Origin of the sequence: Thermococcus sp. Bubb.Bath (assembly GCF_012027595.1) — an archaeon.
Taxonomy (GTDB): Archaea; Methanobacteriota_B; Thermococci; order Thermococcales; family Thermococcaceae; genus Thermococcus.
The window spans coordinates 444,672-464,286 of record NZ_SNUR01000001.1; the positions used below are offsets into that span (position 1 = coordinate 444,672).

Consider the following 19,615-nt stretch of genomic DNA (forward strand, 5'->3'; position numbering starts at 1 on the left):
TTTTCTTTTTGTAAAAAGGAGTTCAGCAGTTGTAGCACAGCATCGCGGCCTTCTTCAGGAGTATGACGCGGTAGGTTTTTCCGTGGATGACCCTCGGGGCGGAGATTTTGTTGAGATGGTGGATGCGCTTCCTTTCCAGTGCTATTATGTCCGTGTCCTTGAGGGCCTTGATAAAGTCCTCCCAGCGTATTTTCAGCCATTTGGAGTACTCATCGAAGAGCTCTTTCTCAACAACGCGATAAGTTTTGCCATTAATTCTGTATTTGATAACGTGCTTGGGCAGCTCCTTCCTCAGGCGCCAGCGGGCATGGAGTGGTTCCTGCATCTCATAGACCGCTTCGTTCATACTCTTCCCTTCTACCATCATTTTGAGGATTATGCCGAGGATGCGGTTTATTCTGTCCGGGACGCCGATTGTCTTTCCCTTGAGAACTATTTTCCTCCTGCGTGCCCTTATCCCAGCTTTTTCGAGCTCCTCGCCGATTTTTGGGGTGGTTTTTTTCTTGCTTCCGGATGTATCAACTATGCCGCCGATTATGAAAGCCTTAGCGTTGAAGTCATCCTCGCTCAGGACTTCCTCTGCCCAGGGGTCGAGGAGAACGACCTCGTCTATGCCCTCTTTCTCCAGAAACTCCGCAGTTGGCCCGTCGTAGACCGTTATCCTGTCGAGCGGTCCGTTGTACATCCTTCTGAACTCGTCATTGGCCCACGTTACGGCCAGCTCTCTCCCCGTGAAGTAGTCGCGCAGGAGACCGTAGCACTGAACCGCCTGGAGGCATATTTTGCCCTTTTCCGTCTGGGTGTGATTATCCCAGTGCATCAGGTCGATGATAAAGCGGGGCCAGTCCGGAAGGAGCTTAAGAAGGTCGTCGCGCCTCACTATCGGCTCAAAGCGCTCCACCATACAGCTCGGAACGTAAGCATAAAAAGAGCCCTCAACGCGGTTTCCGTTTAAATCCCATGCCCCGTGAGTCCTCTCTTTAAGCCGAACTATCGCGCCCTTTCCGTACACTATCTCAATCGCTATGTCCTGTATTGGGTTCTGGGATTTCCTGAAGCGCTTTGAAAGGGCACCAACTTCCTCTACGCCTTTCTCCCGTAGGATTCCCCTGAGAACGTCGGCGAGTGTTTTCATGGGCATCGATGGGGGTTATGGGGGGATTTAAAAAAGTTTGGGCTAATTTTTTATAGTTGCCTTTTACAACTCAGGGGCGGTGGTGCCATGAAGCCGATAACCTACGCGAGCCTGGGAGCCTCGCTCATCCTGGCAGGAATCAGTCCGATATTCTTCAAGCTTGCTCTGGTTCAGATTAAGGGGGAGGGCCTTTCCTTCGGTGCGGTTAAGGCATTTCTGACGAACAGATATGCCCTAGCTGGTTTGACGTTCTACGCAGTCTCCTCCTTCCTGTGGCTGGTTTCTCTTTCCGATTTGCCGGCAAGTCTGATGTATCCCCTACTGAACCTGGCCTACGTGCTGACGGTCCTGCTGGCGGCGGTTTATCTAAAAGAGCCTGTCCACGCGCTTCGCTGGGTGGGGGTGCTCCTCATAATCGTGGGGAGCATTCTCGTGGGCATTAACTGAACCCGAAAGATTTTTAAATGCTCCCCCTTCCCTAATATCGAGCCCCGGTGGTGTAGCCCGGTCAAACATGCGGGCCTTTCGAGCCCGCGCCCCGGGTTCAAATCCCGGCCGGGGCACCAGAATCGCGCTTCTCTCATCTAAGGGCTGTTCTTCCAGTGAGAGCCGCGCTTTAATGGCATCTTCAATGAAACGAGACCTGTTATAAGTCACACTATCTAGAAGATTGAGGACCTCTGGATCCAAAGTGATGTGCACGGGAATTCTACGCCTCCTCGGTCCTTTTTTGGGCATGTAAAGCACTCTCCACGGCTCTATTTGTGTGGCCACACGTGGCCACATGTGGCTACACCCTGAAAATCCGCGCCCCATTGTTATAGACATTGCGGTCATGAGGCATCACCAGAGATCCTTCAGGTCGCCAATCTGGAATTTCCAGAGTTTGGCAATTGTCTCCATGCGGCTGGAGAAACCGTCACTGAGGATATAGGACTTGTCCGAACTGACGCGGAGCATTTTGAGGGCAAGCATTTTCTTGATGACACGGAAGTAAAGCACCTGATCCGTCTTCTCAGGAAAGAGCTCTTTGTAATCATCAGGATAAAGGCGCCCGTGTTCTTTGACATGCTCCAAAACTTTAGAGGCTACCTCTAAGCTCCTGCCATCAAAGATAAGCTCAAGTGGGTTGTCGGCGGGTTCATAAGTGGGGATCTTCAGGGCAACATAGTCGGGAAGTTTCCTTCTCCTTGGCATAACAACACCTCCGTTTGGTTGGCTAACATTCCAAAACTATTATTCTCTGAGTTTTGTTTCGGGAAGTGGCTGGTATAGTAACAGTTTTTGTTATTATTAGGGGTTTGGTGGCGAATGAAGTTGCTTGTACCGGAAAGATGTTTGGGAAAGAATGATACTATACAGGAAGCGTTAGTATTCATCGTCCCTCACTCTCCTCAACCTCGAAGTCAAACCTTATGTCCAAGGCTCCTCTAAGCGAGTCCCTCTTCGCAAGATAGTCCGCTGCAGCTCCAGCAGCATCACCGACTAATGCTGCAAGGGCCTTCTGGAGGGCCTCGGTCTCACTATTAGCCTCACAAATGTACGTGTGGTGGATACGGACAGTATACTCTTTTAGCTTCACAATATCACCTCCCCCACAACAGGAACCTGAGCGTGCCCGGCAGCTCCTGAGCGGAAACACGAATCACATCCTCCAAGTCGACAAAGGCATAATAATCGTAAGCGCTCCCCTGTCCGTACCACCTGAAATCCGCGTGTGTATGAGCCACGTTCCATACTAAGAACTCCCTGCCGAGGTTGACGAGATAGAGGAAGTCAATGCCAGCCTTCCGCGAGAACCAGTAGTGACCCTCATACTGCTTCCCATTCACCTTGACCTTATTGCTCACAATCGCCGAGTGTGGGTTCATATTTTTCAGCTCAAAGCCAGTGAACCTGAGCCTCTTCGTGCCGCCCCGGTTGAGATACTGGATCATAAGGCTGTCCACGTCCGTCACGTACATATGTACGTCGAGACCCTTCCTCGCCTTCTGGAGCGTTCTGGAAAACGCGACCCGGTTCTCCGCGTCCTTCATCAAGCGCTTGAAGTACGTGAACGCGTCATCAATGCTGAGCGCATCCTGATAAACAAAAGCAGTGCGGGAAGCCATTAGATCACCTCCATAAGGCTCATTTGATTTGAGTGGGCCGTCGCGAGGGCATCAAGCCGGTTGATCCATTTTCCAAGGGATTCACGTATTTGCTCAGGGATTGGCCTCGGATCCTTCACCCTATCAATGCCATACCTGTACGCGAGGCTGTCTGCCGAATATAGCGCGTCCCACACGTTTTTATACTTCAGAACGCTGAATTTCACCCCAAAAGCATGAAGCCCATACTTACGCGGGAGCTCTGCACGGAGAGTGGTGATGATGCGGCGTATCTGCCTTTCCTGTCCACGTCTGCAAACCGAACCAATGCCGATTAGCCTCGTGAGGAGGCCCTGACTTTTCATCTCATCGAGCATGCGCAGGTAATCGTCGAGCGTCCAGCCCTGGACTACTGCAACGAAGCGATTCCTGAGCTCAGGATACTGGTCGTCAATAAGATCCTGTATTGCTATTTGATTCTCGATAGTCTTGAGCTGATTCTCCATGACGGTGCGACCAGTCTGGCGGAGAACCTCTGGCTCGCAGGGGTAGTCTCTGTTTGCGAAGAAGTCAGCGTTCTTTTTCAGGACGAATTCAAGGTACTTCTCATGAGGATCTGGATATTCCCGGAGCTTGAAGAAGAAGCTGAAGCCGCCCGAATCAATGAAGAGTTTGTTGACGTTTTTTGGAATCGGCTTGACCGCGCTGGCGTAGTTGATCATGACATTAAACCTGCGGGGAGCAAAGCTTTCTATTGCCTTTCTTGATGATCCCTCACCAACTCCAAAGAAGAAATACTGAACCATCACTCTCCACCCCCGAGGAGGACCTCCATAATCTCCTTCATGATGTCCTTCCTGTACGTCCTCCTGAACGCCTCGGCCCGCTTTTTCAACCCCTGCGCCGCCGCGAGGATCCTCCGCCTCTCCTGCTGCTCCCGCTCCGAGTAGAGCTCAAGGGCCGTCTGAAAGGAAGTGCTCACGGGATCACCTCCGCGAGCGTCGTCTGGCGCGTTGGCGTGGCGGCCTTCTTCTCAGCCGGCTTTTCGAGAAGGCCCTTCAGGAACTCAAGCTCCTCGGCCCAAACCTCCCTGGCTTCCTGGTCAGGGTGGTTCTGGATGGCACGGTAGAGGTCCTCCGGCGAAACCTCCTTGAAGAGGGCCTCAAGACTCTCGTAGCGCTCCGTCCTTGTGGAGACCATGTAACCATTGAAGCCACGCTCGACAAGCCTGAATGAGTACCCGCCGCGCTTCAGCTTCCTGATGACCGCGTAGACGTTCGTCTTGTGGGCGTGCAAGCCCCCCTCACCGAGCTTGACCCAAACCTCGCGCGGGTTCATGCTCTCACCTCCCTTCTCTGAATCTTCTTCATCAAGTCCTCCAACGCGTCCGCGTAGCCCCTCCAGTACTCGGCCCCATTCTCCCCGCGAATGCTGAGCGAGAACGCCGCGTCCTTCGCGACCTGGATTTCGCGCTCCAGGTAAGTCAGCAAATCCGGCACTTCCTCGACCCCTTCCAACACCGTGTCCAGCTTGCGCTTCTCTTCCGAGACCCAAGACCAGAAATCTGCCTCTGCCATTTTCGCCACCTCAAAACCACAGCTCAAGCTCTCCAGCCTCCTCGAGGTCCGAGATTGCAACATACCACCGGTTCAGGTCCGGAGCGGATTCTCCATCCTCCTCCTTGAAGCCCCTCCACCTGTAGAAGTGGGCCCTGAACTTCCTCCTGATGCCCCAAACCTCGAGCTCTTCCTCGAGCCACGCGGGATCGTCAACGTAGTCCTCGAACCAAACCCTGTCAACACTGACGAGTTCAAGCCCCCTGTCCGATGCTTTCAGCCTGCACTCTGCGATTGTTGCCCAACCTGAGCCCGTTCCAGCCAGCTCCAGAGCTCTGTCATCCAACACCTCAGCGCTCATTCCTCCTCCCTCCTTAACCAGACTCTAAACAGCTTGTAGCTCGACTCGACCGAGCGAACAACGAAACCATCGCTTTGCAGGGATTCAACCGCCTTGAGGAAGCCCTGAAAATCCTCCCACGAGGCCGGTGTTGTGAGGCTCAGCACCACTGCGCCCGGGACCTCCGAGGGTTTGGTAATGCTGACCTTCTCAGAGAACTCGGCTACCATCAGGGGCCACCCCCTAAGCACTTGTGGGCCTTTCCTGCTAGAACAAGGAAAGCGAGAACCTCGTCAACACTCTTAAGTCCCTTAGCGGTTAGCTTTACTTCAGCAATCCCCTGCTCCCACGTGGCAAGGACTCTGACTCCGCCCTGAGAAGACATCAAGTGCGCCTTCATTCCGTTCTTGAAGTACAGCCACGCGACGTTCGTGCCTTTGACCATCTCTACTTCTACTTGTGACCTAACGCTCTCGGGCATCTCGTCCAGCAGGACCTGGACGAACTCTTCAACAGGCATAGGCTCACTCATGGTTTTCGCCCCCGTGCTGGTAGTAGAACCTCAGCAGGAACAAGATCGCATCATCCACGTCCCTAACCTCCTTCCTATGACTCCGGACGAACTCCAGGAGATACTGCTTGGTCTTCTTGGAAACGGGCAACCTCTCATTCAGGGGCAACTCAGACGTCTTCCAGGGGAACTATCTCAAGGGAAACTCAGACATCGGCCTCAACCTCCAGCGGTTTTGAATAGTGCGCGTTCAGAAGGCGCATGGCAACGCGCCTCAGGTTAGAAACGAAAGCCTCATTCCAATCGCTAGCGGCCTCGTGCCGCTCAATCACTGCCAGAACTGCCCTGCGTCTGTCAGCAGGGTCGATCTTTTGTAGGACCTTCTCTAACCGCTCAGGGACCTGCTCCTGCAGGAACTCTTTCGCCTCCTTCCCCCTCCTCTTCTCAATCAGTCCCATGTACTCATGGTGGGCAACGGCAAAAACGGCATCAATCAACTGCTCCGCGGTCCTCCCGCTCTTGAGGGCCGTCACGACCGGCGCTTTTTCCCCCACGGCCTTTCCAACCCCCACGGCCTTTCCAACGGCCAGGCCCTTCGCGGCCTTGAGCGTGTCCTCCTTGTAGAGGACGTAGTCAATCACATCGGCAACGCCCTCTGGCCGCTTGAGGGCCCACTCATGGAACTCCTCGGCAATATCCTTCGGGTAGAATGTGTCCGGGAACTTGTTGTGTTGGTCCTTCTTGATGACAAAAGCCAGCTTGAGCAGGCGCTTGATCTTGTTCTCATCGCGCAGGCCGAGGACCTCAGCACAGAGGGCCTTCCAGCTCACGCCCTCGCGGGCCTTTTCTGCCAGGGCCTTGAGCATCTTCGCGTCCTGGTAGGATCTGACCGAGCGGCCCTGCTTGAGCGCCTGGTTCTCAAGTTCGAGCTTTTCAATGCGCTCCTGGAGGCTCTTGACAAGGCGTTTAAGTTCCTCGTTTTCTTTTTCAAGTTCTTTTATTTGTTCGTCTTTCTTTTTGTTCTCTGAATGAAGCTCTACTACGCTCCAGTTGGTATGGTAAAGCAGAGCATGGAAGAACTCTGCCCGCGAGAGGCCCAACTCAGTTCTTTTTTCTTCAGCAAACTCGAAATCGTCCAAAGGAATATCGCTTCTCCACTGTATCAGTGGACTTTTCCATTTCCTTGGGCGGCCAGGACCTCTCGCGGGTATTCGCATAAACTTCACCTTCTCGTGGCCTTGTACTTAGCCCACATGTCAAGAATCAACTCTGACCACGAAATGCCCCTACGCTGCTTTTCTTCTTCCATCTCCTTGTACGCGTCAAAGGGCAACCATGCTTCAAAGCGTTTGACAGGTCCGTCATATCTTGCCCGTCTTCCCATCATCCTCACCTTTCGAGATTTTTTCTCATACGAGAATATTTCTCGTAAGATAGTACGAAGGATTTCCTTAAAAAGATTGCGTGGACATTAATGAGTAAGAATCATCGAAAAGATCCTAAACATGACGCTTTGAAATCGTAAACTTAAATATTTTTCCTGCATATTAATTAGACCACTTCAAAAACAGCCAGGAAATTGCTCTAAAGAACCAATGCTACTCTCTGCTCTTCCCTATATTATATATTATATTATAAGTACTTAATATTAAACTTAAACTAAACAAAAACATATGTGAAGTGTCTCATGATTTTGTCCTCTGGAATGAGCTCACCTTGTTTGACCTCAATCCATTTACCCGATGCTTGAACCTTTGAGAGCAGTTTTTTGCCTTTTTCACTGACCAATTCGTCAAATTTGTGATATCCAAGCAGTAAGACTTCAATGATGTCTTTCTCATGAAGCCCAAAATCACGTTTGAGATCAGCTGGAAGGAAAATTAATCCTTTAGTTCCTACCCTAGCCACTAAATACCCTTGCTTAAGAACTCTGATTAGTGATCTCTCAGAATCGATCTCAATTCTGCGAATAATGACCTCAACGTAATCGTTTTTCTCTATATTCAATGCTTCTCTAATTGCCTTAGGGATAGCTATCCTTCCCTCCTTGTCCAGCCGTGCGTGGAACTTCGCTAGTGGTTCTTTGGTTTCTTTCATTGGCTCACCTCGGGCGTGCTGATTTTATGAATACCTATCCTTATCTACTATATACCCTCACCTGTGTGATCAATGTAAGGACCGCTCGATTGGCCAGTGGGGGCCAAATTCCATGTGAACCTCCCCGTATAGTGCTATTTGACATTTTGGTTAAATAAGGTTTACCGTTAAGCGACTGATTCATTATCTCACTATCCCGAGCCGAGTTAGAGAGGTAAAACCCCACTACGGAAAGTGAGCGTAAAGATTACGGACGGAAATTATTATAAGTTCAGGGTGCTAAAACTGAGTTTGAGGGGTATGAATGGGTATTGGTGGGTTTCTTAAGAAGGTCGGGGACGCCACTAAAAAGGCTATGGATAAGGCTGCAAAGGAAGCAAAATACCATGCAAAGGCGCTAGAGATCAAAAGGGAGATATCTGAAGCTGAGAAGAAGTTCAGGGAGGAAGTTATGAAGAAGGAGTTCGAGGCCAAACGTGAGATATTATCTCAGCTCAAAATGAGACAACTTGAGGCAGTGTGCGCCGCTAAGGGCATACCTACATACAGAACAACCACTGTGAATGGGGAAAAAAGGCGCTACAAAATCCGAAATAAAGACGAGCTCATTGATGTTGTTGCCAGCCACTTGACTCTTGAGGAGGTAGCAGGGGTTGCCAAGAGATACAAGGTCAAGTCTCGCCACGTGGTTCAGCATTTCCAAAAATGGCTGGAAGAGGCTAATGAAGCATTAAAGGCGTTCAAGGAGCAAAAGCAGAAAGAACTTGATAATTATAAGGCTCAACTCTTTGGAGGGCAGGCTACTGATGTTGAGACAATTGACCTAAATGAGGAAACCGTTGAGTCACTCAATAGTGAGGGAGGACCAGTTGGAGAAGCTTCAAAGGAAGAGGGTTACTCATCAGAACCCGATATCCTGGACATCCTCTTTGACTTTGAGCCGGAGACCGTGAGGGATGAGGAGGACCTTGAGAAACAACTTTATCAGTACCTTAAGGCACGCCTTGGAAGCCGTGTTACCCGGCAGTACCCTGTAGGGGATCAGAAGATTGACATTGCCATCGGAGGCAGGATTGGTATTGAAATCAAGATTGCAGAGAGCAGAAGTAAACTCCAAAGGTTAGTGGGCCAGGTATTGGACTATGTAGAATACTTTGATGAGGTGATTGCGGTAATTCTCGATGTGGGTGCCAATGTAGACATTGACAGCTATGTCCAGAAACTCCGAAAGCTCGGCGCCGAAGTTGTAATTTTAGAGGGAGACATAAGGAGGAAAGGCCGCTCCAAGGAGATTATCATTCAAGATGCAAGGAGGAAGATAATAATTAGATAAGGAGGAAAGTTGGCTTCTTTGTCGATGGTCACGAGGTCGGGCAGTTGTCGTGAGGTGAGAGCATGTGCAAAGTGGGAAATTAGTCCTGGATAGGGTGTTCTGGTAGGTATCTGATCTCAAGATTTATATTGTAGCCCTCTTGGTTTAATATTTCGACAGCCTTTGTTCCGGTTTTTGAAAATTCTCTATCTGCTGTGTATAAGATAAATTTCGCATCTTCTCCCTCTGTGGCTACTGAGGAGGCTACTTGGCAGAATATTTCTGCGTCTGGTTCGTCTTTGAAGAGGTATCCAACTTTGTCGTAAATGTCTCTGTAGATTTCTAGTTCCTCCTCCCTGAGGTTTAGAGAAATTGCCCGGTCTTCTATTGGCTGAATTTTTGACATTAGTTGTATTAGGTGGTCGCTGAGGAGTTTGGCAAATTGGGGCCGGTTCTCCTTGGAGAGCAACTGGTTCTTTTGGATGTATTCAAGAAGGTACTGATACATATTTAGGGATTTTCTGTCGTATTGGTTGGCGTATTCTAGTGTTTCCTTCTGAATGTATTGGAAGATCTCTTGGGGATTTCTGAGCCCGTGGCGTATTGCCTTTCGATAATGATGGATTATACGACTTTGGGCGTTTAGGTACTTGCGGTAGAAACTTTGGCGGAGCTCCCGGGAGACTGCCTCGGGTATTATTATTGGAGTACCCTTCCGTGTTAGAGTTTCTATTGTCTTAGTTGCTAACTCGTGGTGGGCATCATTCTTAAGTATTGTGGCGTAAAAGAGGTTAGTGTCAAGAAACACGATTTCCACTTTACCCCACCAACGTGACTACAGTTTTTAGGGTTTCCTCGTCCCCGCCTTTGGATATTATTGGTGCTATTTCAATAATGTCTTCCTGGAGCTCTTTGATGTCTCCTTTACCAGTAAGTACTTTGTATGTTCTGAGAAGAAGTATTAAAATATATGGCCCGTATTTTCCAAAGTCCCCAATCGTCCCACCTTGAATGCTTTTCTTATATAACTCCATTAGAAGAGATAGGGCTTGGTCTAAGGTTAGGTACTTTTCAATGTCTAAAGGGGATAAATCCTCGTCAGTACTTAAAATGACTTCATTTATAGCCTCTCTCAATGCACCTATGCTGTTCTTCTGTTTGATTGTGTCTATTTTGAGTGAGCGTTCTATTTCTTGCAAGCCGATGTACTTTTGGAGCCTTTCTAGTTCGACCAGAATATCGGGGAGTTCTTCTTCAAGTATTCTGAGCATTTTGAGTTTAGATTCTATGTATGCAACTTTATGAGGGTATTCCGGTAAGGCCTGGACAAGTCTGTTTATTATTTTCTCTTTTCTCTCGATTGGAAGCGTTTTTAGTTGTAGCAATTCATTGAAAACTTTAGAAAGATGTTTCCGCCTAATTGCATAATCAGAATGAAATCGGGGATCCAACGAGCCAAGAATACTATCAAATAGCTCATTGACGAATCTATCTGCGATGATATTATCCCATGTGCTCGTCCGTGAGGATATTGCTTCCATAGTTCTCACCTTCAGTAAGATAATGATGTATAATAACTTAAAGATTTCTCCTAGGGGGGTCTACTGTGCAGTAGTACAGTATCGCTCTCTTAAGGTTTCCAATGCGCTGTGGCGAAAGTTTAATATATAGCTTTCTGCGTTTAGATACTTGATCCTTTGAGAGGTTGGCCCTAGTGGATCTTCATGAAGCCAGGGATGCACCGTGAGAAGGATCAGCGTCCCGGAGAGCTCCGCGGGCGATGAGCGACCATGGGCGATGAAGATGAAAAGGGGACGCTCCTAATCCTCTTTGTACTTTTCATCTAATAGGTCCGTGGCAATCCCGTTCAGTATCATCAGCTGCTCAAGATCATCAAGGATCTCATTGATAAGTATCCTGTCCTCTTTCTTTGGGACGTCGAGGTAGAGGACGCGGAGCCTCCTCACGATAGCCGTGATGAGTTTTTTGTTCAGAGCCGCCTTTGGCAGTTTTCCGGGCCGGCTATCCCCACTCTTTTTCTGTTTCTTCTCCTCTGGCTTTTCATCATCACTCAGGATGTCATCGAGACCGTGAGGAACGACCTGGTAAGCGTCTTCAATCATGTTACACCCTCCAGCGCTTGAAGGGGTTGTCGTCAAAGGCCACTTCTACCCCACCGAACTTCTCTGTTTTCTTCCCTTCGTCCTGGTCCTGGTTCTTTGTGCTCATGTACGTCTTAATCCTCGGGTTCATCTTCATGGCATCCTCTACGACTTCGGGCACGCGGTAGCGGAGGATGGTAATGAGGTCCCAAAGCATATCGTTCTCCTGCTTGAGGGCGAGGTAGAGTTTGGCATCAACGAGGTCCGCAGTCAGGGGCACGGCTTCATGTTCGTAGTGTTCGTTCAGGATGAAAGCGCTGGCGAGGATCGTAATGGTCTCATCTCCGAAGTACGTTATTTTCTTTGGGGCTCGGAGGAGGGCCGTGGGCGGCCTCTTGCCAACAACGCGGAGAAGGCTGTAAACAACGCTGTCAAGCCAGCTCGGCGGGCGAACCTGATAAAGTATCACGTAGTCGTTTAGGTCCTCCCGCAGCCCCACCGGGTACCCGATAACGCGGCTTTCTTTCCCGTTGAACCAGATGATGATGTTCTGTTTTGGCTCGTAAACTTGGGCGAACTTATAATTCAGCTCGCGGAGCTTTTCAGCGTGCTCTTTTATCTTGCTTTCAGGTATTATGGTAATGCCTCCGCTTTCCTCAAGGACCTGCGCAGACGTCTCAAGATCCTTTTCCTTCTTTTTCTTTCCAAACGGCCAGACCATCTCGATCACCTCACAAACTTTGTGGCGGGCGGAAGTAAATCCGCTCCGTGTACATTTTATCAAAGGAGAACCAGCCACGGCCCTTTAACCAGGGCTTCACGTTCTTATACTCCCGAAAGCTCTTCACTTTGGGGTTTTTGATGCGGTTAAAGTCCCTGATGACTTTTCTAAGAAGAAGCTCATCGTCAGCACTGGCTATTCTTCCAATTATGCCGAGATGAGCTGCGCCGTATATGAGGAAGGCAGGCAGGCCGTACATGTATTGAGTTCCGCTAATAATGTTCACCCAATTAGAACGGCCCTCCCTGTTCAGCTTGTCTAAGGCTTTTCTGCCGTCAGGATGCTGGAGGAGATTCTGGATCTCGTCGATGATAAAGAATACTGGAGTATTTCTGAACCGGACGAACTTGGTCACGATGTACATAACCAGATGCTTGAATATCCAGGCCTCCTCAGCGGGCGTCAGCTCGGAGTTGGCAGAGAAATCTATGACGTTGATTGTGTCGGTCGAAAGTTCGGAGGTAAAATCTTTGTGCTTTGAGAAGATTGTGTCACTCCTGAGGAGCGCGCAGACCTCGAGGATGCTGAGGAGGGTTTGACTTGGGACAGCGGAGTTGGGCTTGTATTTCTTTTCCCACTCATACCCAAAGCGCTCGAGCTCATCAGGATCCCTTTTCCTCTCGAGGTCCCACGCCTGCCTGATAACCCTTCCATAGATTGTGTTCCTGTTTATCTGCCCGAGCCGGGAGATGAACTCAAAATCCACGTCTTTATACCGTACTGTTCCCGAGATGGCCGAGCAGTTGTTGTCTCTTTCAATGACTCCGAGGTCTCGCGTGGGCCGGAAAACTATCCTCTTAACAGGGAACGCTTTTGGCTTCAACCCGTGCCAGCTAAGGATGGAGTGTTTATCTCCAGGGAACGGAGGAATTGTCGTAAAGGGCCAGTTGGGCCAGCCAAAGGCAAAATCGCCAGGCTTCCCGTACGTCACTCCATCATTGGAAAGGAGGTTGTAATACTGGAGAATGCCCTGAAAGTTCTCTTTAACGAAGTCCTTTCCCTTTTTCTTTGCCGCGAATGCTAGGAAGTCCATGAGGTCTTTTGCCTTGTTTTTATCGTATTTCTGCTCGATGACTACCACCAGGGCTCCTGGAACTTTGTCGAAGATTTCCTCTGCGAGGGCCCTCATGACCGTGGTCTTCCCGCTACCGCTCGGCCCAAGGAAAGTGATGTGATTTGCTTCAGTCTCCTTGAGCTCTACGTACCGTTTCTCTTTGTCCGTGTTCTTTCCGATATATATCGATACCCCCATCTAACCCACACCTCCAGGTGCTTTCTATGATTGCCAAATACGGCGCCAATCGTCATTAATTATAGAGATTAGGCGTTTTCCTCTTTCTTTTTCTTAATTCCAGCCTTTTCCTCTTGTGCTTTGAAAATAAAACTATGTAACTCTCCCACACACCCTTTTTAGAGGCGGCCAAGCTCCCACGACCTTTTCTTCCGATAGAGTCCATATCCAATGAGCCCAACAATTATGCCGCTGATAAGCAGCGTTTTCCAAAGAATTGACCCCCATGTTCTCTCTTTCTTCGCCTGCTCGATATACTGATCTTTGTTCTTCTCGCTTGTCGACTTCATCGCCTGATCTATGATCTGCTTGTACTCTCCATTCTGCTGCTCAAGAAAATCAGCCTTCGCCTTCAGCTGGTTGTACCTGTTCGTGAGGTTCGCCAGCTGCTCCTTGAGCTGCCGGTTCTCCTTTGTGAGGTTTAACAATTGAGCCTGGAGCTTTGGAAACTCCTTCGTACGGTTCTGAAGAGCTGCAACCTGGCCGGCAAGCTGTTTCTTCTCAGACTGAAGTCTTGAATTAATCGCAGTAAGGTTCTGTATCCTCCGGTCCTTCTCCCTGAGGGTCTCATTCAACTTCTGAAGCTCAAGTTTCGTAGCATTCAACTCTCCTAATTCAGAACTCATGTTTGCGATCGTCTGATTCGCCTCAGCCAGCTGACTTAGTAGGGCCTCTTTCTCCTGTTCGAGCGCTGCTTTTGTCTTCTCCAGCTCGGCTTTTTCCACCTGGAGGGATTGAATTCTTAGGCTCATGTTCTGAAGGCTGGCAACGAGAGCAGTATTTGTAGAGTTGAGTTGGCTAATGAGGGTCTCAAGGTTAGCCTTCTCGTCCTGGAGCTGCTTTATCTGCGTAGTCAGGTTCTGAATGGTGGTATTCAGCTCATGAATAGTGGCCTCAAGCTCTTTCACCCGCGTCTCGTTCGTCTGGTTCACGATTATTGTCCTGTTCACGACCTTTGTTATTGTGATCGGCCAGAACGTGGCCGAGAAGGGCTTCTCAGAGCTAACGGTTATCCTCATCGTGGTGTAGTTGACAGGAACGACCGTCAGGTTCATTCTGCCGAGCAGAACCGTCCCATTCAAGAGGAAGTATGGAGTACTGCCAATCTCAAGCAGGGCTACCGGATCAGGGAGCACCTGGACAGTCGTGTTGAGCTGACCATCAGAGAGATATAGGGTTTGCCCTGCCCCGACCTCTCCGGTCCATGTGTATGCTGACGCGCTCCCAAAGCACAATATCATATATACTAATATAAGAATAAGTGTTTTCATACCTCGAAAGTTCATTGTTCTCACCCCAAAAGGCCCTTCAAGCTAACCGTTCCAGTCTTCCGGTTGACCCAAACCATGCCCGCAAACAGGCTGTTGCGGCCCGTATCCAGCTGAACCTCAAAAACAAAGTACTTCTGACCGTCCTTCTCCATCTCCGTTAGGCTGCTTTCCTTGACCTTGAGAGCATACCCGTGCGCCTTGAGCTTTAGATTGTAAGGAGCTAGATAGTTCTCAGCTGCAGAGTACGCTGCCGCTGCCGTGATCGGATAGTTCTCGACATAATCCCCCTGCATGACTGTTAGATGCCCATCTGCCCACCGGATGATGTTTCCAGTCATGATAAAGCCCTTCTCAGGATAACCAAGCGCATGAAGCCGCGCCTGGAGAGGGTCAACCTGATGAAAGGCCGAATACGCATAATAACTCCCCAAAATAACCGAAATCAACAGGAACAGCCGGAGTATCACACGGGAAAAAGAAGGGGAGGAACGGTGGGCGTACATATCAGCCCACCTCAGCTAGAGTTCTGCTTCACGACAACCGGCCAGGTTGTGGTCGAGTTGGCCTGAATGATGTACGGGCTGCTCTCGTTGAAGAGCATGGCCTTGTTGCCGCTCAGGTCCTCGACACTGAAGTAGAATGCATAGTAGTTGTTTGCAGTGATGTTGCTCAGAACGACCGGCAGGGTAGTCGCGTTGACCTCGGTGAAGACTGTCGTATTGCTCACGGTGTTGTTAGTGCCGAGGTCGGCCCAATACACATGATAGGCCGCTATCTGGTCGTTGTCGGTCGCGTTGAAGTTAATGCTGAAGGTTCCAGCTGTGCTGTTGTAGTCGAGGCTAACAGAGCTCAGAGTCGGAGCGGTCGTATCCTTGACGGTAATGCTCTTGACATCGCTCTCAAGAGTCTTTCCGGCGTTATAAGCCACCTTGACCTTGTAATAAACCACGTCACCGAACTTGCTCGGGATCTCGACTTTGTACGTGCCGTTTACCTCGGTCGCGTTGGCAGCCGTATAAGTTGCGTTGTTCGGGTCTGCGACGTTGAGCGCGTAGAGGACCTGAACGCTGGAAATGTTGAAGTGTTCCTCATTCGTCAGGTTGAACGAAACCGCCACGTGGCCAGTGGACTGATCAACGGTCGCGGCAAGGTCCGAAACCGCAAGCTGATAGGTCTCGGTCGTGTTGGTAGTATTCCCACTCAGGGTGTTGGTTATGTCCACGAAACCGCCGCCTCCACCGTGGTACGCCCACCAGGCAATAGCCCCAAACAGGACCAGCAGGGCAAGAGTCAACATCTGTCTCTCATTCTTCCTCATTTCTCAAGCACCTCCAAACATGCTTATCATTTCCTTTACCGTACTAGGAACTGACTTCAGGAAAGAAAAGAAAGTATCTGATAAGCCAAATGCCTTGAGCAAGGCTATCGCTGCGAGGAACCAAAGCAAGTAATCTAAGAGCTTGTTCTTTGAGAACATTGAAAGCAGGAAGAGGATGACTGCAAGGGCAAGGTACGGGTGCGCCTGCGCTATGCTCTGAAACTGACTGATCACGCTGTTAACGTCCATAGTTCGCACCCCCTCTGAATGCGAGAGCGCCGAGGATGGCGGCAACGCTGAAGCTCACGACGCCCTTAACGAGCTCGTAGGCGGTAGCTTCAGGGTTCGAGGTCATTGCAAGCATGATGATGCTCCCGATGATGAGGAAGCTGGCCGCGTCCCAAATACCCCAACTCTCCAGATCCGCAATCCTGTAAACTGAAAGCCCTACAAGGGCCGAGGGGATGTAGAGCGCCCAAAATCCACTGAGGCCAAAGAGCTGGCCCACTGTAACCATGCTGTGCTGGAAATGAAAGACGCAGAGGATGTAAACGATGATGGCTGCTGCAATCCTGCCGAGCATTGCTAATCACCTCAGAGCCTCGCAAGGAGGAGTTTGGTCAAATGGAACACTCCAGGGAGGAGCAGGGCCTGGTGTATGTACTGCCCTTTTGTTGCAATTGTAGCGCCGAGCCAGATCCAGAGCAGGAGCTCATTATCCCCTGTTTCAGGGAGGGTGATGTACGTGGCCACCAGGCCGGCCCACAGAAGCGTCGCTGGAGAGTAACTATTGAGGTTGAACGTAATTGAACCGGCCACGAAGTAGAGGGCCGCCGCGAAGATTATCGAGCTCATGATAATTACCGCGAAAAGGCCACCAGTACTCCCGCCCCTTCCAAGTTTGCCGCCCATCCAGGCGTACATCTTCGCGTAGTCTTCTCTTCCCGCTATTTTGTCGAGGAGCTCTGCGCCGAGGATTAGCCAGAAGCTTGTCCCTGCAATGACTTTGACGAGATCTGAAACTGTGGCCTCATGTGAGTCACCGTACCAGAACAACCCGGCAAACATTAAGCCCGCGAGGATGCCTCTAAGCAGTATCAGCCCGTGCTTTGGGACCTGAAAATTGTTTCCCACTTCAGTGCACCCCCGGCAGGATTGTCAGGAACTTTCCGGCCGTCACGAGCGTCTCAGCCACCCACATCCACAGGACCCACTCGCTTGTTCCGGTGTTCGGCATGAGGACCAGTAGGGCCACTGCGCCGGATGCTATTACTGCCGCAGCACTGGCCGCCTGAATACTGCCCGCTATCAGCCACAGGAAGGCAAAGAAGAACACTCCTGTGGCAATTAGGGCATAGATAAGCCCCACCATCCTGTTGCTCGGCTTCTTGACCATCTTGTCGTAGAGTTTGCCGCTGTCCAGGCCGTAGTCAAAGAACATGGCGAGGAGTATGGCGGTAAACGGGATTCTGGCGAAGGCCTCGTTAAACTGCTGTGCTGTAACGTTGTGCTGTCCCGCGTACCAGGCCATCAGGGCCAGTATTGCCGTCACCACTACCCTAAAACTCCATTTTGAAAAGCGAGGGCCAGCGCCCCCGCCGCCTTTTCCGTCACCCATCTTTTCACCACCTCAGAGCAGTTTCTTCCAAATCACGAAAGCTCCAGCTAGGGCAAAGAGAATCACGAGAATCATCCACAGTGGAATTCCGAGGATCTTCTTGCTCAAAGCGTTCTTTGCTGTGCCAAATACACTGATATGGGGCTGGTACTGCTCCGCAATATTGGATATATGATCGCCCATCTTTGCGTCGAGCTTTGCCTGTTCTGGAGCACCGTACATGGCCTTCTTTGAAGCAGATATGTAGAAGTCACCGGCCTGCTCATACTTCTTGGCAGCATTGAGATAATTTAGAATCTGCTGCTTGTCTTTTGAGCTCGCAGCATGGTTCAAAGCATCAATAGCAGCCTGATATGCGGATTCTGCTTTCTTCGCATAACTCTCTGCATCCGAGTTCCCCACACCATGAGCCTGTTCTTCTAGTGCTTTTGCCGTCTGAAGCTTCTCGTTTAGACCGTTAATGAGAGCATTGACACTTGCTTTCAACTGCGCAAGATCATCAGCGGTGAGAGTGCTCTGATTGACTATCGTCACCAGCTGCTGAACCTGTGGATCATCTAGTACTTGGCGCTCATTTGGTTCAACTGAAACCTTTGGCCAGACTATTTCCCAAATTGGGATCTGCTGGCCGTCTTTCCGAGTAATAGTGAAGTAAGCAATACCAAATACCTCATACGTTAGGACGTCTGTTCCAGTTGTATAATGCGCGTTGAGGTCTTTCGGCACTCCAGTCTCCGTAAGATCCCCAAGATGTCCGAAGACTGAATCCGCAAGCTCCCATGAACCACCATCTCTAACGCGAACCGTGAAGAACCTGAAATCGTCAGTCATCGTGATGTTCAGCGGTTTAAAGTAACCAGGATTCGGGGCAATGTAGAACTTGTAATCAGCGGTTGAACCCATGACATGTACTGGAGCGGCATATGTCAATGTGATAAAGTTGCTAACTGACCCAACGAACTTCTCCTGGTAAAGAGTCCACTTCGAAGCCAGATTTGTCTTTGCAAACCTAATCGGCAGACTCGCGTACATTCCCTGAGTCAACAGCCCAATGTCTCTAGCCATTGTAACGTGCATCCATGCAGACGTGGTTTCTATGTGGTAATCGATATCCTTATCCATGATCTTCGCATAGCATGTCGAAGTGTTTGCATCCCACTTATGGTTGGGCTGCGCCTCACACGAGCTTTGATCCGTGTACTGTGGATCATTCTGCCACTCCTCACGATACGCATCAATGTCAACGAAAATCTCCCAATGCTTTGTAGTTGCATTGTTGAAGAGCTCCATAATGAGGTCCTTGTTAACCTGTCCAGTATCTATCATCTGCTTGACTGAATACTGATACGGGTCTGGCACCTTGAGAACTGTCGAGTAAACGACATTCTGTCCATTGAGCCCCTCACTACCATCTCCATAATCCCATGTCCTTGTCCACAGAGGAATGCTTGAGTTTTGCTCCTTGATATAAACCTTGACAGAGCGCAGGTGAACATAACTGAACGGAATATTGCTCTTTTTCGTGAATACTTCGACCTGAACTGGAAACGCACTAAAGCCATAGACTTTCTGAGGAGCGTAAATCTTAGCCCAAAGATCCCCCGTTGCTCCGGTCTCAGAAATATCGTATTCAGTAAGGTCCGAACGAAGAACAGCGTTCAACTCAGCTATCTGCTTGTACGCAGCCTGCTGCGTGTCATCTAGCACCTTTGCAGTACCTGACACAACATCCTTATCATTAAGAACATCCTCCGTGGTAGCGTTCTGCTGGTTGTAAATTATAACAGAATCATCGTCCTTACCTGACGAGGATGAACTCGAACTTGAGCGATACCCAAGATAGCCACCAATCGCAGCACCGAGCGCTGCCCCGACCTCTGCACCTACAACAGTACCCGCTCCCGGAACAATCGAACCAACCACTGCACCTATCGCTGCCCCAACTACAGCACCAGCCCCCATGCCCTCAACAGTCTTCTTGACCTTATTCACAGTGCCTGACACCATGTGGGTAATGCTACTGAATCCGAACGCTGCCGCAGGCTGTGCGTAGATACTCATTACCATGAGCAACATGATCGCAGTTCCTGCCACAACCCTCCTTGCATTCCGAGGCCGCTGTTTCTTCGCCTTTTCTTTGTCATCTTCTTCATCATTGCTTTTCGAAAAAAGTGAAAAGAAGAGCTTCATCTG

30 protein-coding genes and 1 tRNA gene are annotated in these 19,615 nt (G+C 49.9%); 3 read left to right on the plus strand and 28 right to left on the minus strand.

From position 1 onward, the window contains the following. Positions 1-22: 22 nt before the first annotated feature. The gene (trm10, locus tag E3E29_RS02410; RefSeq protein WP_167909827.1) at positions 23-1,135 is read right to left on the minus strand and encodes a tRNA (guanine(9)-/adenine(9)-N1)-methyltransferase; all 1,113 of its coding nucleotides are present in this window, start codon (positions 1,133-1,135) and stop codon (positions 23-25) included. An 87-nt stretch (positions 1,136-1,222) separates the two neighbouring features. On the opposite strand from trm10, the gene E3E29_RS02415 reads away from it, so the two are divergent. Both E3E29_RS02415 and E3E29_RS02420 read left to right on the plus strand, forming a co-directional pair. Next, the gene (locus tag E3E29_RS02415) at positions 1,223-1,582 is read left to right on the plus strand and encodes an EamA family transporter (protein ID WP_167909325.1); all 360 of its coding nucleotides are present in this window, start codon (positions 1,223-1,225) and stop codon (positions 1,580-1,582) included. 41 nt (positions 1,583-1,623) lie between these two features. Then, positions 1,624-1,701: transfer RNA gene (locus E3E29_RS02420), tRNA-Glu, on the plus strand. A gap of 277 nt (positions 1,702-1,978) precedes the next feature. Here the strand turns inward: E3E29_RS02420 and E3E29_RS02425 are convergent. From E3E29_RS02425 to E3E29_RS02490, 14 genes are all read right to left on the minus strand, one after another. Beyond that, positions 1,979-2,332, minus strand: coding sequence for a hypothetical protein (locus tag E3E29_RS02425; RefSeq protein WP_167909326.1), 354 nt, complete (start codon positions 2,330-2,332; stop codon positions 1,979-1,981). Between the two features lie 178 nt (positions 2,333-2,510). Then, positions 2,511-2,717: a hypothetical protein gene (locus tag E3E29_RS02430; RefSeq protein WP_167909327.1), complete on the minus strand. Its 207-nt coding sequence runs from the start codon at positions 2,715-2,717 to the stop codon at positions 2,511-2,513. A 4-nt stretch (positions 2,718-2,721) separates the two neighbouring features. After that, entirely contained in the window at positions 2,722-3,246 is a 525-nt protein-coding gene (locus E3E29_RS02435; RefSeq protein WP_167909328.1) for a hypothetical protein, read from the minus strand. Further along, complete coding sequence (locus tag E3E29_RS02440; RefSeq protein ID WP_167909329.1) at positions 3,246-4,031, minus strand: hypothetical protein; 786 nt, start codon at positions 4,029-4,031, stop codon at positions 3,246-3,248. The genes E3E29_RS02435 and E3E29_RS02440 overlap by 1 nt, the downstream gene beginning before the upstream one ends. Beyond that, positions 4,031-4,207 carry a hypothetical protein gene (locus E3E29_RS02445; RefSeq protein ID WP_167909330.1) on the minus strand — a complete coding sequence of 59 codons (177 nt, stop codon included), beginning with the start codon at positions 4,205-4,207 and terminating at the stop codon, positions 4,031-4,033. The genes E3E29_RS02440 and E3E29_RS02445 overlap by 1 nt, the downstream gene beginning before the upstream one ends. Beyond that, positions 4,204-4,563: a hypothetical protein gene (locus E3E29_RS02450; protein WP_167909331.1), complete on the minus strand. Its 360-nt coding sequence runs from the start codon at positions 4,561-4,563 to the stop codon at positions 4,204-4,206. The genes E3E29_RS02445 and E3E29_RS02450 overlap by 4 nt, the downstream gene beginning before the upstream one ends. Further along, positions 4,560-4,802 (minus strand): hypothetical protein, encoded by a 243-nt coding sequence (locus E3E29_RS02455; RefSeq protein ID WP_167909332.1) that lies wholly within the window; start codon positions 4,800-4,802, stop codon positions 4,560-4,562. Before E3E29_RS02455 ends, E3E29_RS02450 begins: the two co-directional genes overlap by 4 nt. Before the next feature lie 10 nt (positions 4,803-4,812). After that, positions 4,813-5,142 (minus strand): hypothetical protein, encoded by a 330-nt coding sequence (locus E3E29_RS02460; protein ID WP_167909333.1) that lies wholly within the window; start codon positions 5,140-5,142, stop codon positions 4,813-4,815. After that, positions 5,139-5,351, minus strand: coding sequence for a hypothetical protein (locus E3E29_RS02465; protein ID WP_167909334.1), 213 nt, complete (start codon positions 5,349-5,351; stop codon positions 5,139-5,141). Before E3E29_RS02465 ends, E3E29_RS02460 begins: the two co-directional genes overlap by 4 nt. After that, entirely contained in the window at positions 5,351-5,653 is a 303-nt protein-coding gene (locus tag E3E29_RS02470) for a hypothetical protein (protein WP_167909335.1), read from the minus strand. Before E3E29_RS02470 ends, E3E29_RS02465 begins: the two co-directional genes overlap by 1 nt. Then, the gene (locus E3E29_RS02475) at positions 5,646-5,801 is read right to left on the minus strand and encodes a hypothetical protein (protein ID WP_167909336.1); all 156 of its coding nucleotides are present in this window, start codon (positions 5,799-5,801) and stop codon (positions 5,646-5,648) included. Before E3E29_RS02475 ends, E3E29_RS02470 begins: the two co-directional genes overlap by 8 nt. Positions 5,802-5,838: 37 nt before the next feature. Further along, a complete protein-coding gene (locus tag E3E29_RS02480) occupies positions 5,839-6,771 on the minus strand; it encodes a hypothetical protein (protein WP_167909337.1) in 933 nt (310 codons plus the stop codon). A gap of 83 nt (positions 6,772-6,854) precedes the next feature. Beyond that, positions 6,855-7,025: a hypothetical protein gene (locus E3E29_RS02485; RefSeq protein WP_206205748.1), complete on the minus strand. Its 171-nt coding sequence runs from the start codon at positions 7,023-7,025 to the stop codon at positions 6,855-6,857. Positions 7,026-7,291: 266 nt separating this feature from the next. After that, on the minus strand, positions 7,292-7,729 hold the full coding sequence (locus E3E29_RS02490; RefSeq protein ID WP_167909339.1) for an AbrB/MazE/SpoVT family DNA-binding domain-containing protein: 438 nt from the start codon (positions 7,727-7,729) through the stop codon (positions 7,292-7,294). Between the two features lie 304 nt (positions 7,730-8,033). Between E3E29_RS02490 and E3E29_RS02495 the strand changes: the two genes are divergently transcribed. After that, positions 8,034-9,062, plus strand: coding sequence for a hypothetical protein (locus tag E3E29_RS02495; protein ID WP_167909340.1), 1,029 nt, complete (start codon positions 8,034-8,036; stop codon positions 9,060-9,062). A 79-nt stretch (positions 9,063-9,141) separates the two neighbouring features. Here E3E29_RS02495 and E3E29_RS02500 read toward each other — a convergent pair whose 3' ends face one another. The 13 genes from E3E29_RS02500 to E3E29_RS02560 all read right to left on the minus strand — a co-directional run bounded on the left by E3E29_RS02500 (position 9,142) and on the right by E3E29_RS02560 (position 19,612). Beyond that, positions 9,142-9,858 (minus strand): TetR-like C-terminal domain-containing protein, encoded by a 717-nt coding sequence (locus E3E29_RS02500; RefSeq protein WP_167909341.1) that lies wholly within the window; start codon positions 9,856-9,858, stop codon positions 9,142-9,144. Between the two features lies 1 nt (position 9,859). Continuing rightward, positions 9,860-10,591 carry a hypothetical protein gene (locus E3E29_RS02505; protein ID WP_167909342.1) on the minus strand — a complete coding sequence of 244 codons (732 nt, stop codon included), beginning with the start codon at positions 10,589-10,591 and terminating at the stop codon, positions 9,860-9,862. A 270-nt stretch (positions 10,592-10,861) separates the two neighbouring features. Beyond that, a complete protein-coding gene (locus E3E29_RS02510; RefSeq protein WP_167909343.1) occupies positions 10,862-11,164 on the minus strand; it encodes a hypothetical protein in 303 nt (100 codons plus the stop codon). Position 11,165: 1 nt separating this feature from the next. Beyond that, positions 11,166-11,864 (minus strand): hypothetical protein, encoded by a 699-nt coding sequence (locus tag E3E29_RS02515; RefSeq protein WP_206205749.1) that lies wholly within the window; start codon positions 11,862-11,864, stop codon positions 11,166-11,168. 10 nt (positions 11,865-11,874) lie between these two features. Next, on the minus strand, positions 11,875-13,176 hold the full coding sequence (locus E3E29_RS02520) for an ATPase (protein ID WP_167909344.1): 1,302 nt from the start codon (positions 13,174-13,176) through the stop codon (positions 11,875-11,877). A gap of 158 nt (positions 13,177-13,334) precedes the next feature. Continuing rightward, complete coding sequence (locus tag E3E29_RS02525; protein ID WP_206205750.1) at positions 13,335-14,456, minus strand: hypothetical protein; 1,122 nt, start codon at positions 14,454-14,456, stop codon at positions 13,335-13,337. A gap of 50 nt (positions 14,457-14,506) precedes the next feature. Then, the gene (locus E3E29_RS02530) at positions 14,507-14,989 is read right to left on the minus strand and encodes a hypothetical protein (RefSeq protein ID WP_167909346.1); all 483 of its coding nucleotides are present in this window, start codon (positions 14,987-14,989) and stop codon (positions 14,507-14,509) included. A gap of 11 nt (positions 14,990-15,000) precedes the next feature. Continuing rightward, positions 15,001-15,804, minus strand: coding sequence for a hypothetical protein (locus E3E29_RS02535; protein WP_167909347.1), 804 nt, complete (start codon positions 15,802-15,804; stop codon positions 15,001-15,003). A 3-nt stretch (positions 15,805-15,807) separates the two neighbouring features. Then, positions 15,808-16,053 carry a t26-9p gene (locus E3E29_RS02540; RefSeq protein WP_167909348.1) on the minus strand — a complete coding sequence of 82 codons (246 nt, stop codon included), beginning with the start codon at positions 16,051-16,053 and terminating at the stop codon, positions 15,808-15,810. After that, positions 16,043-16,387, minus strand: a complete 345-nt coding sequence (locus tag E3E29_RS02545) for a hypothetical protein (protein WP_167909349.1) — start codon at positions 16,385-16,387, stop codon at positions 16,043-16,045. The genes E3E29_RS02540 and E3E29_RS02545 overlap by 11 nt, the downstream gene beginning before the upstream one ends. Positions 16,388-16,398: 11 nt before the next feature. Then, positions 16,399-16,938, minus strand: a complete 540-nt coding sequence (locus E3E29_RS02550; RefSeq protein ID WP_167909350.1) for a hypothetical protein — start codon at positions 16,936-16,938, stop codon at positions 16,399-16,401. Between the two features lies 1 nt (position 16,939). After that, positions 16,940-17,422, minus strand: coding sequence for a hypothetical protein (locus E3E29_RS02555; protein WP_167909351.1), 483 nt, complete (start codon positions 17,420-17,422; stop codon positions 16,940-16,942). Positions 17,423-17,434: 12 nt separating this feature from the next. Then, positions 17,435-19,612, minus strand: coding sequence for a DUF6861 domain-containing protein (locus E3E29_RS02560; protein ID WP_167909352.1), 2,178 nt, complete (start codon positions 19,610-19,612; stop codon positions 17,435-17,437). Between the last annotated feature and the right edge of the window lie 3 nt (positions 19,613-19,615).

Bases quoted from the DNA above. Each gene is read 5' to 3' on its own strand.
- trm10 (WP_167909827.1), bottom strand. From the start codon at position 1,135: ATGAAAACACTCGCCGACGTTCTCAGGGGAATCCTACGGGAGAAAGGC.
- E3E29_RS02415 (WP_167909325.1), top strand. From the start codon at position 1,223: ATGAAGCCGATAACCTACGCGAGCCTGGGAGCCTCGCTCATCCTGGCA.
- E3E29_RS02425 (WP_167909326.1), bottom strand. From the start codon at position 2,332: ATGCCAAGGAGAAGGAAACTTCCCGACTATGTTGCCCTGAAGATCCCC.
- E3E29_RS02435 (WP_167909328.1), bottom strand. From the start codon at position 3,246: ATGGCTTCCCGCACTGCTTTTGTTTATCAGGATGCGCTCAGCATTGAT.
- E3E29_RS02440 (WP_167909329.1), bottom strand. From the start codon at position 4,031: ATGGTTCAGTATTTCTTCTTTGGAGTTGGTGAGGGATCATCAAGAAAG.
- E3E29_RS02450 (WP_167909331.1), bottom strand. From the start codon at position 4,563: ATGAACCCGCGCGAGGTTTGGGTCAAGCTCGGTGAGGGGGGCTTGCAC.
- E3E29_RS02455 (WP_167909332.1), bottom strand. From the start codon at position 4,802: ATGGCAGAGGCAGATTTCTGGTCTTGGGTCTCGGAAGAGAAGCGCAAG.
- E3E29_RS02460 (WP_167909333.1), bottom strand. From the start codon at position 5,142: ATGAGCGCTGAGGTGTTGGATGACAGAGCTCTGGAGCTGGCTGGAACG.
- E3E29_RS02465 (WP_167909334.1), bottom strand. From the start codon at position 5,351: ATGGTAGCCGAGTTCTCTGAGAAGGTCAGCATTACCAAACCCTCGGAG.
- E3E29_RS02470 (WP_167909335.1), bottom strand. From the start codon at position 5,653: ATGAGTGAGCCTATGCCTGTTGAAGAGTTCGTCCAGGTCCTGCTGGAC.
- E3E29_RS02490 (WP_167909339.1), bottom strand. From the start codon at position 7,729: ATGAAAGAAACCAAAGAACCACTAGCGAAGTTCCACGCACGGCTGGAC.
- E3E29_RS02495 (WP_167909340.1), top strand. From the start codon at position 8,034: ATGGGTATTGGTGGGTTTCTTAAGAAGGTCGGGGACGCCACTAAAAAG.
- E3E29_RS02510 (WP_167909343.1), bottom strand. From the start codon at position 11,164: ATGATTGAAGACGCTTACCAGGTCGTTCCTCACGGTCTCGATGACATC.
- E3E29_RS02515 (WP_206205749.1), bottom strand. From the start codon at position 11,864: ATGGTCTGGCCGTTTGGAAAGAAAAAGAAGGAAAAGGATCTTGAGACG.
- E3E29_RS02520 (WP_167909344.1), bottom strand. From the start codon at position 13,176: ATGGGGGTATCGATATATATCGGAAAGAACACGGACAAAGAGAAACGG.
- E3E29_RS02525 (WP_206205750.1), bottom strand. From the start codon at position 14,456: ATGATATTGTGCTTTGGGAGCGCGTCAGCATACACATGGACCGGAGAG.
- E3E29_RS02530 (WP_167909346.1), bottom strand. From the start codon at position 14,989: ATGTACGCCCACCGTTCCTCCCCTTCTTTTTCCCGTGTGATACTCCGG.
- E3E29_RS02535 (WP_167909347.1), bottom strand. From the start codon at position 15,804: ATGAGGAAGAATGAGAGACAGATGTTGACTCTTGCCCTGCTGGTCCTG.
- E3E29_RS02540 (WP_167909348.1), bottom strand. From the start codon at position 16,053: ATGGACGTTAACAGCGTGATCAGTCAGTTTCAGAGCATAGCGCAGGCG.
- E3E29_RS02545 (WP_167909349.1), bottom strand. From the start codon at position 16,387: ATGCTCGGCAGGATTGCAGCAGCCATCATCGTTTACATCCTCTGCGTC.
- E3E29_RS02555 (WP_167909351.1), bottom strand. From the start codon at position 17,422: ATGGGTGACGGAAAAGGCGGCGGGGGCGCTGGCCCTCGCTTTTCAAAA.
- E3E29_RS02560 (WP_167909352.1), bottom strand. From the start codon at position 19,612: ATGAAGCTCTTCTTTTCACTTTTTTCGAAAAGCAATGATGAAGAAGAT.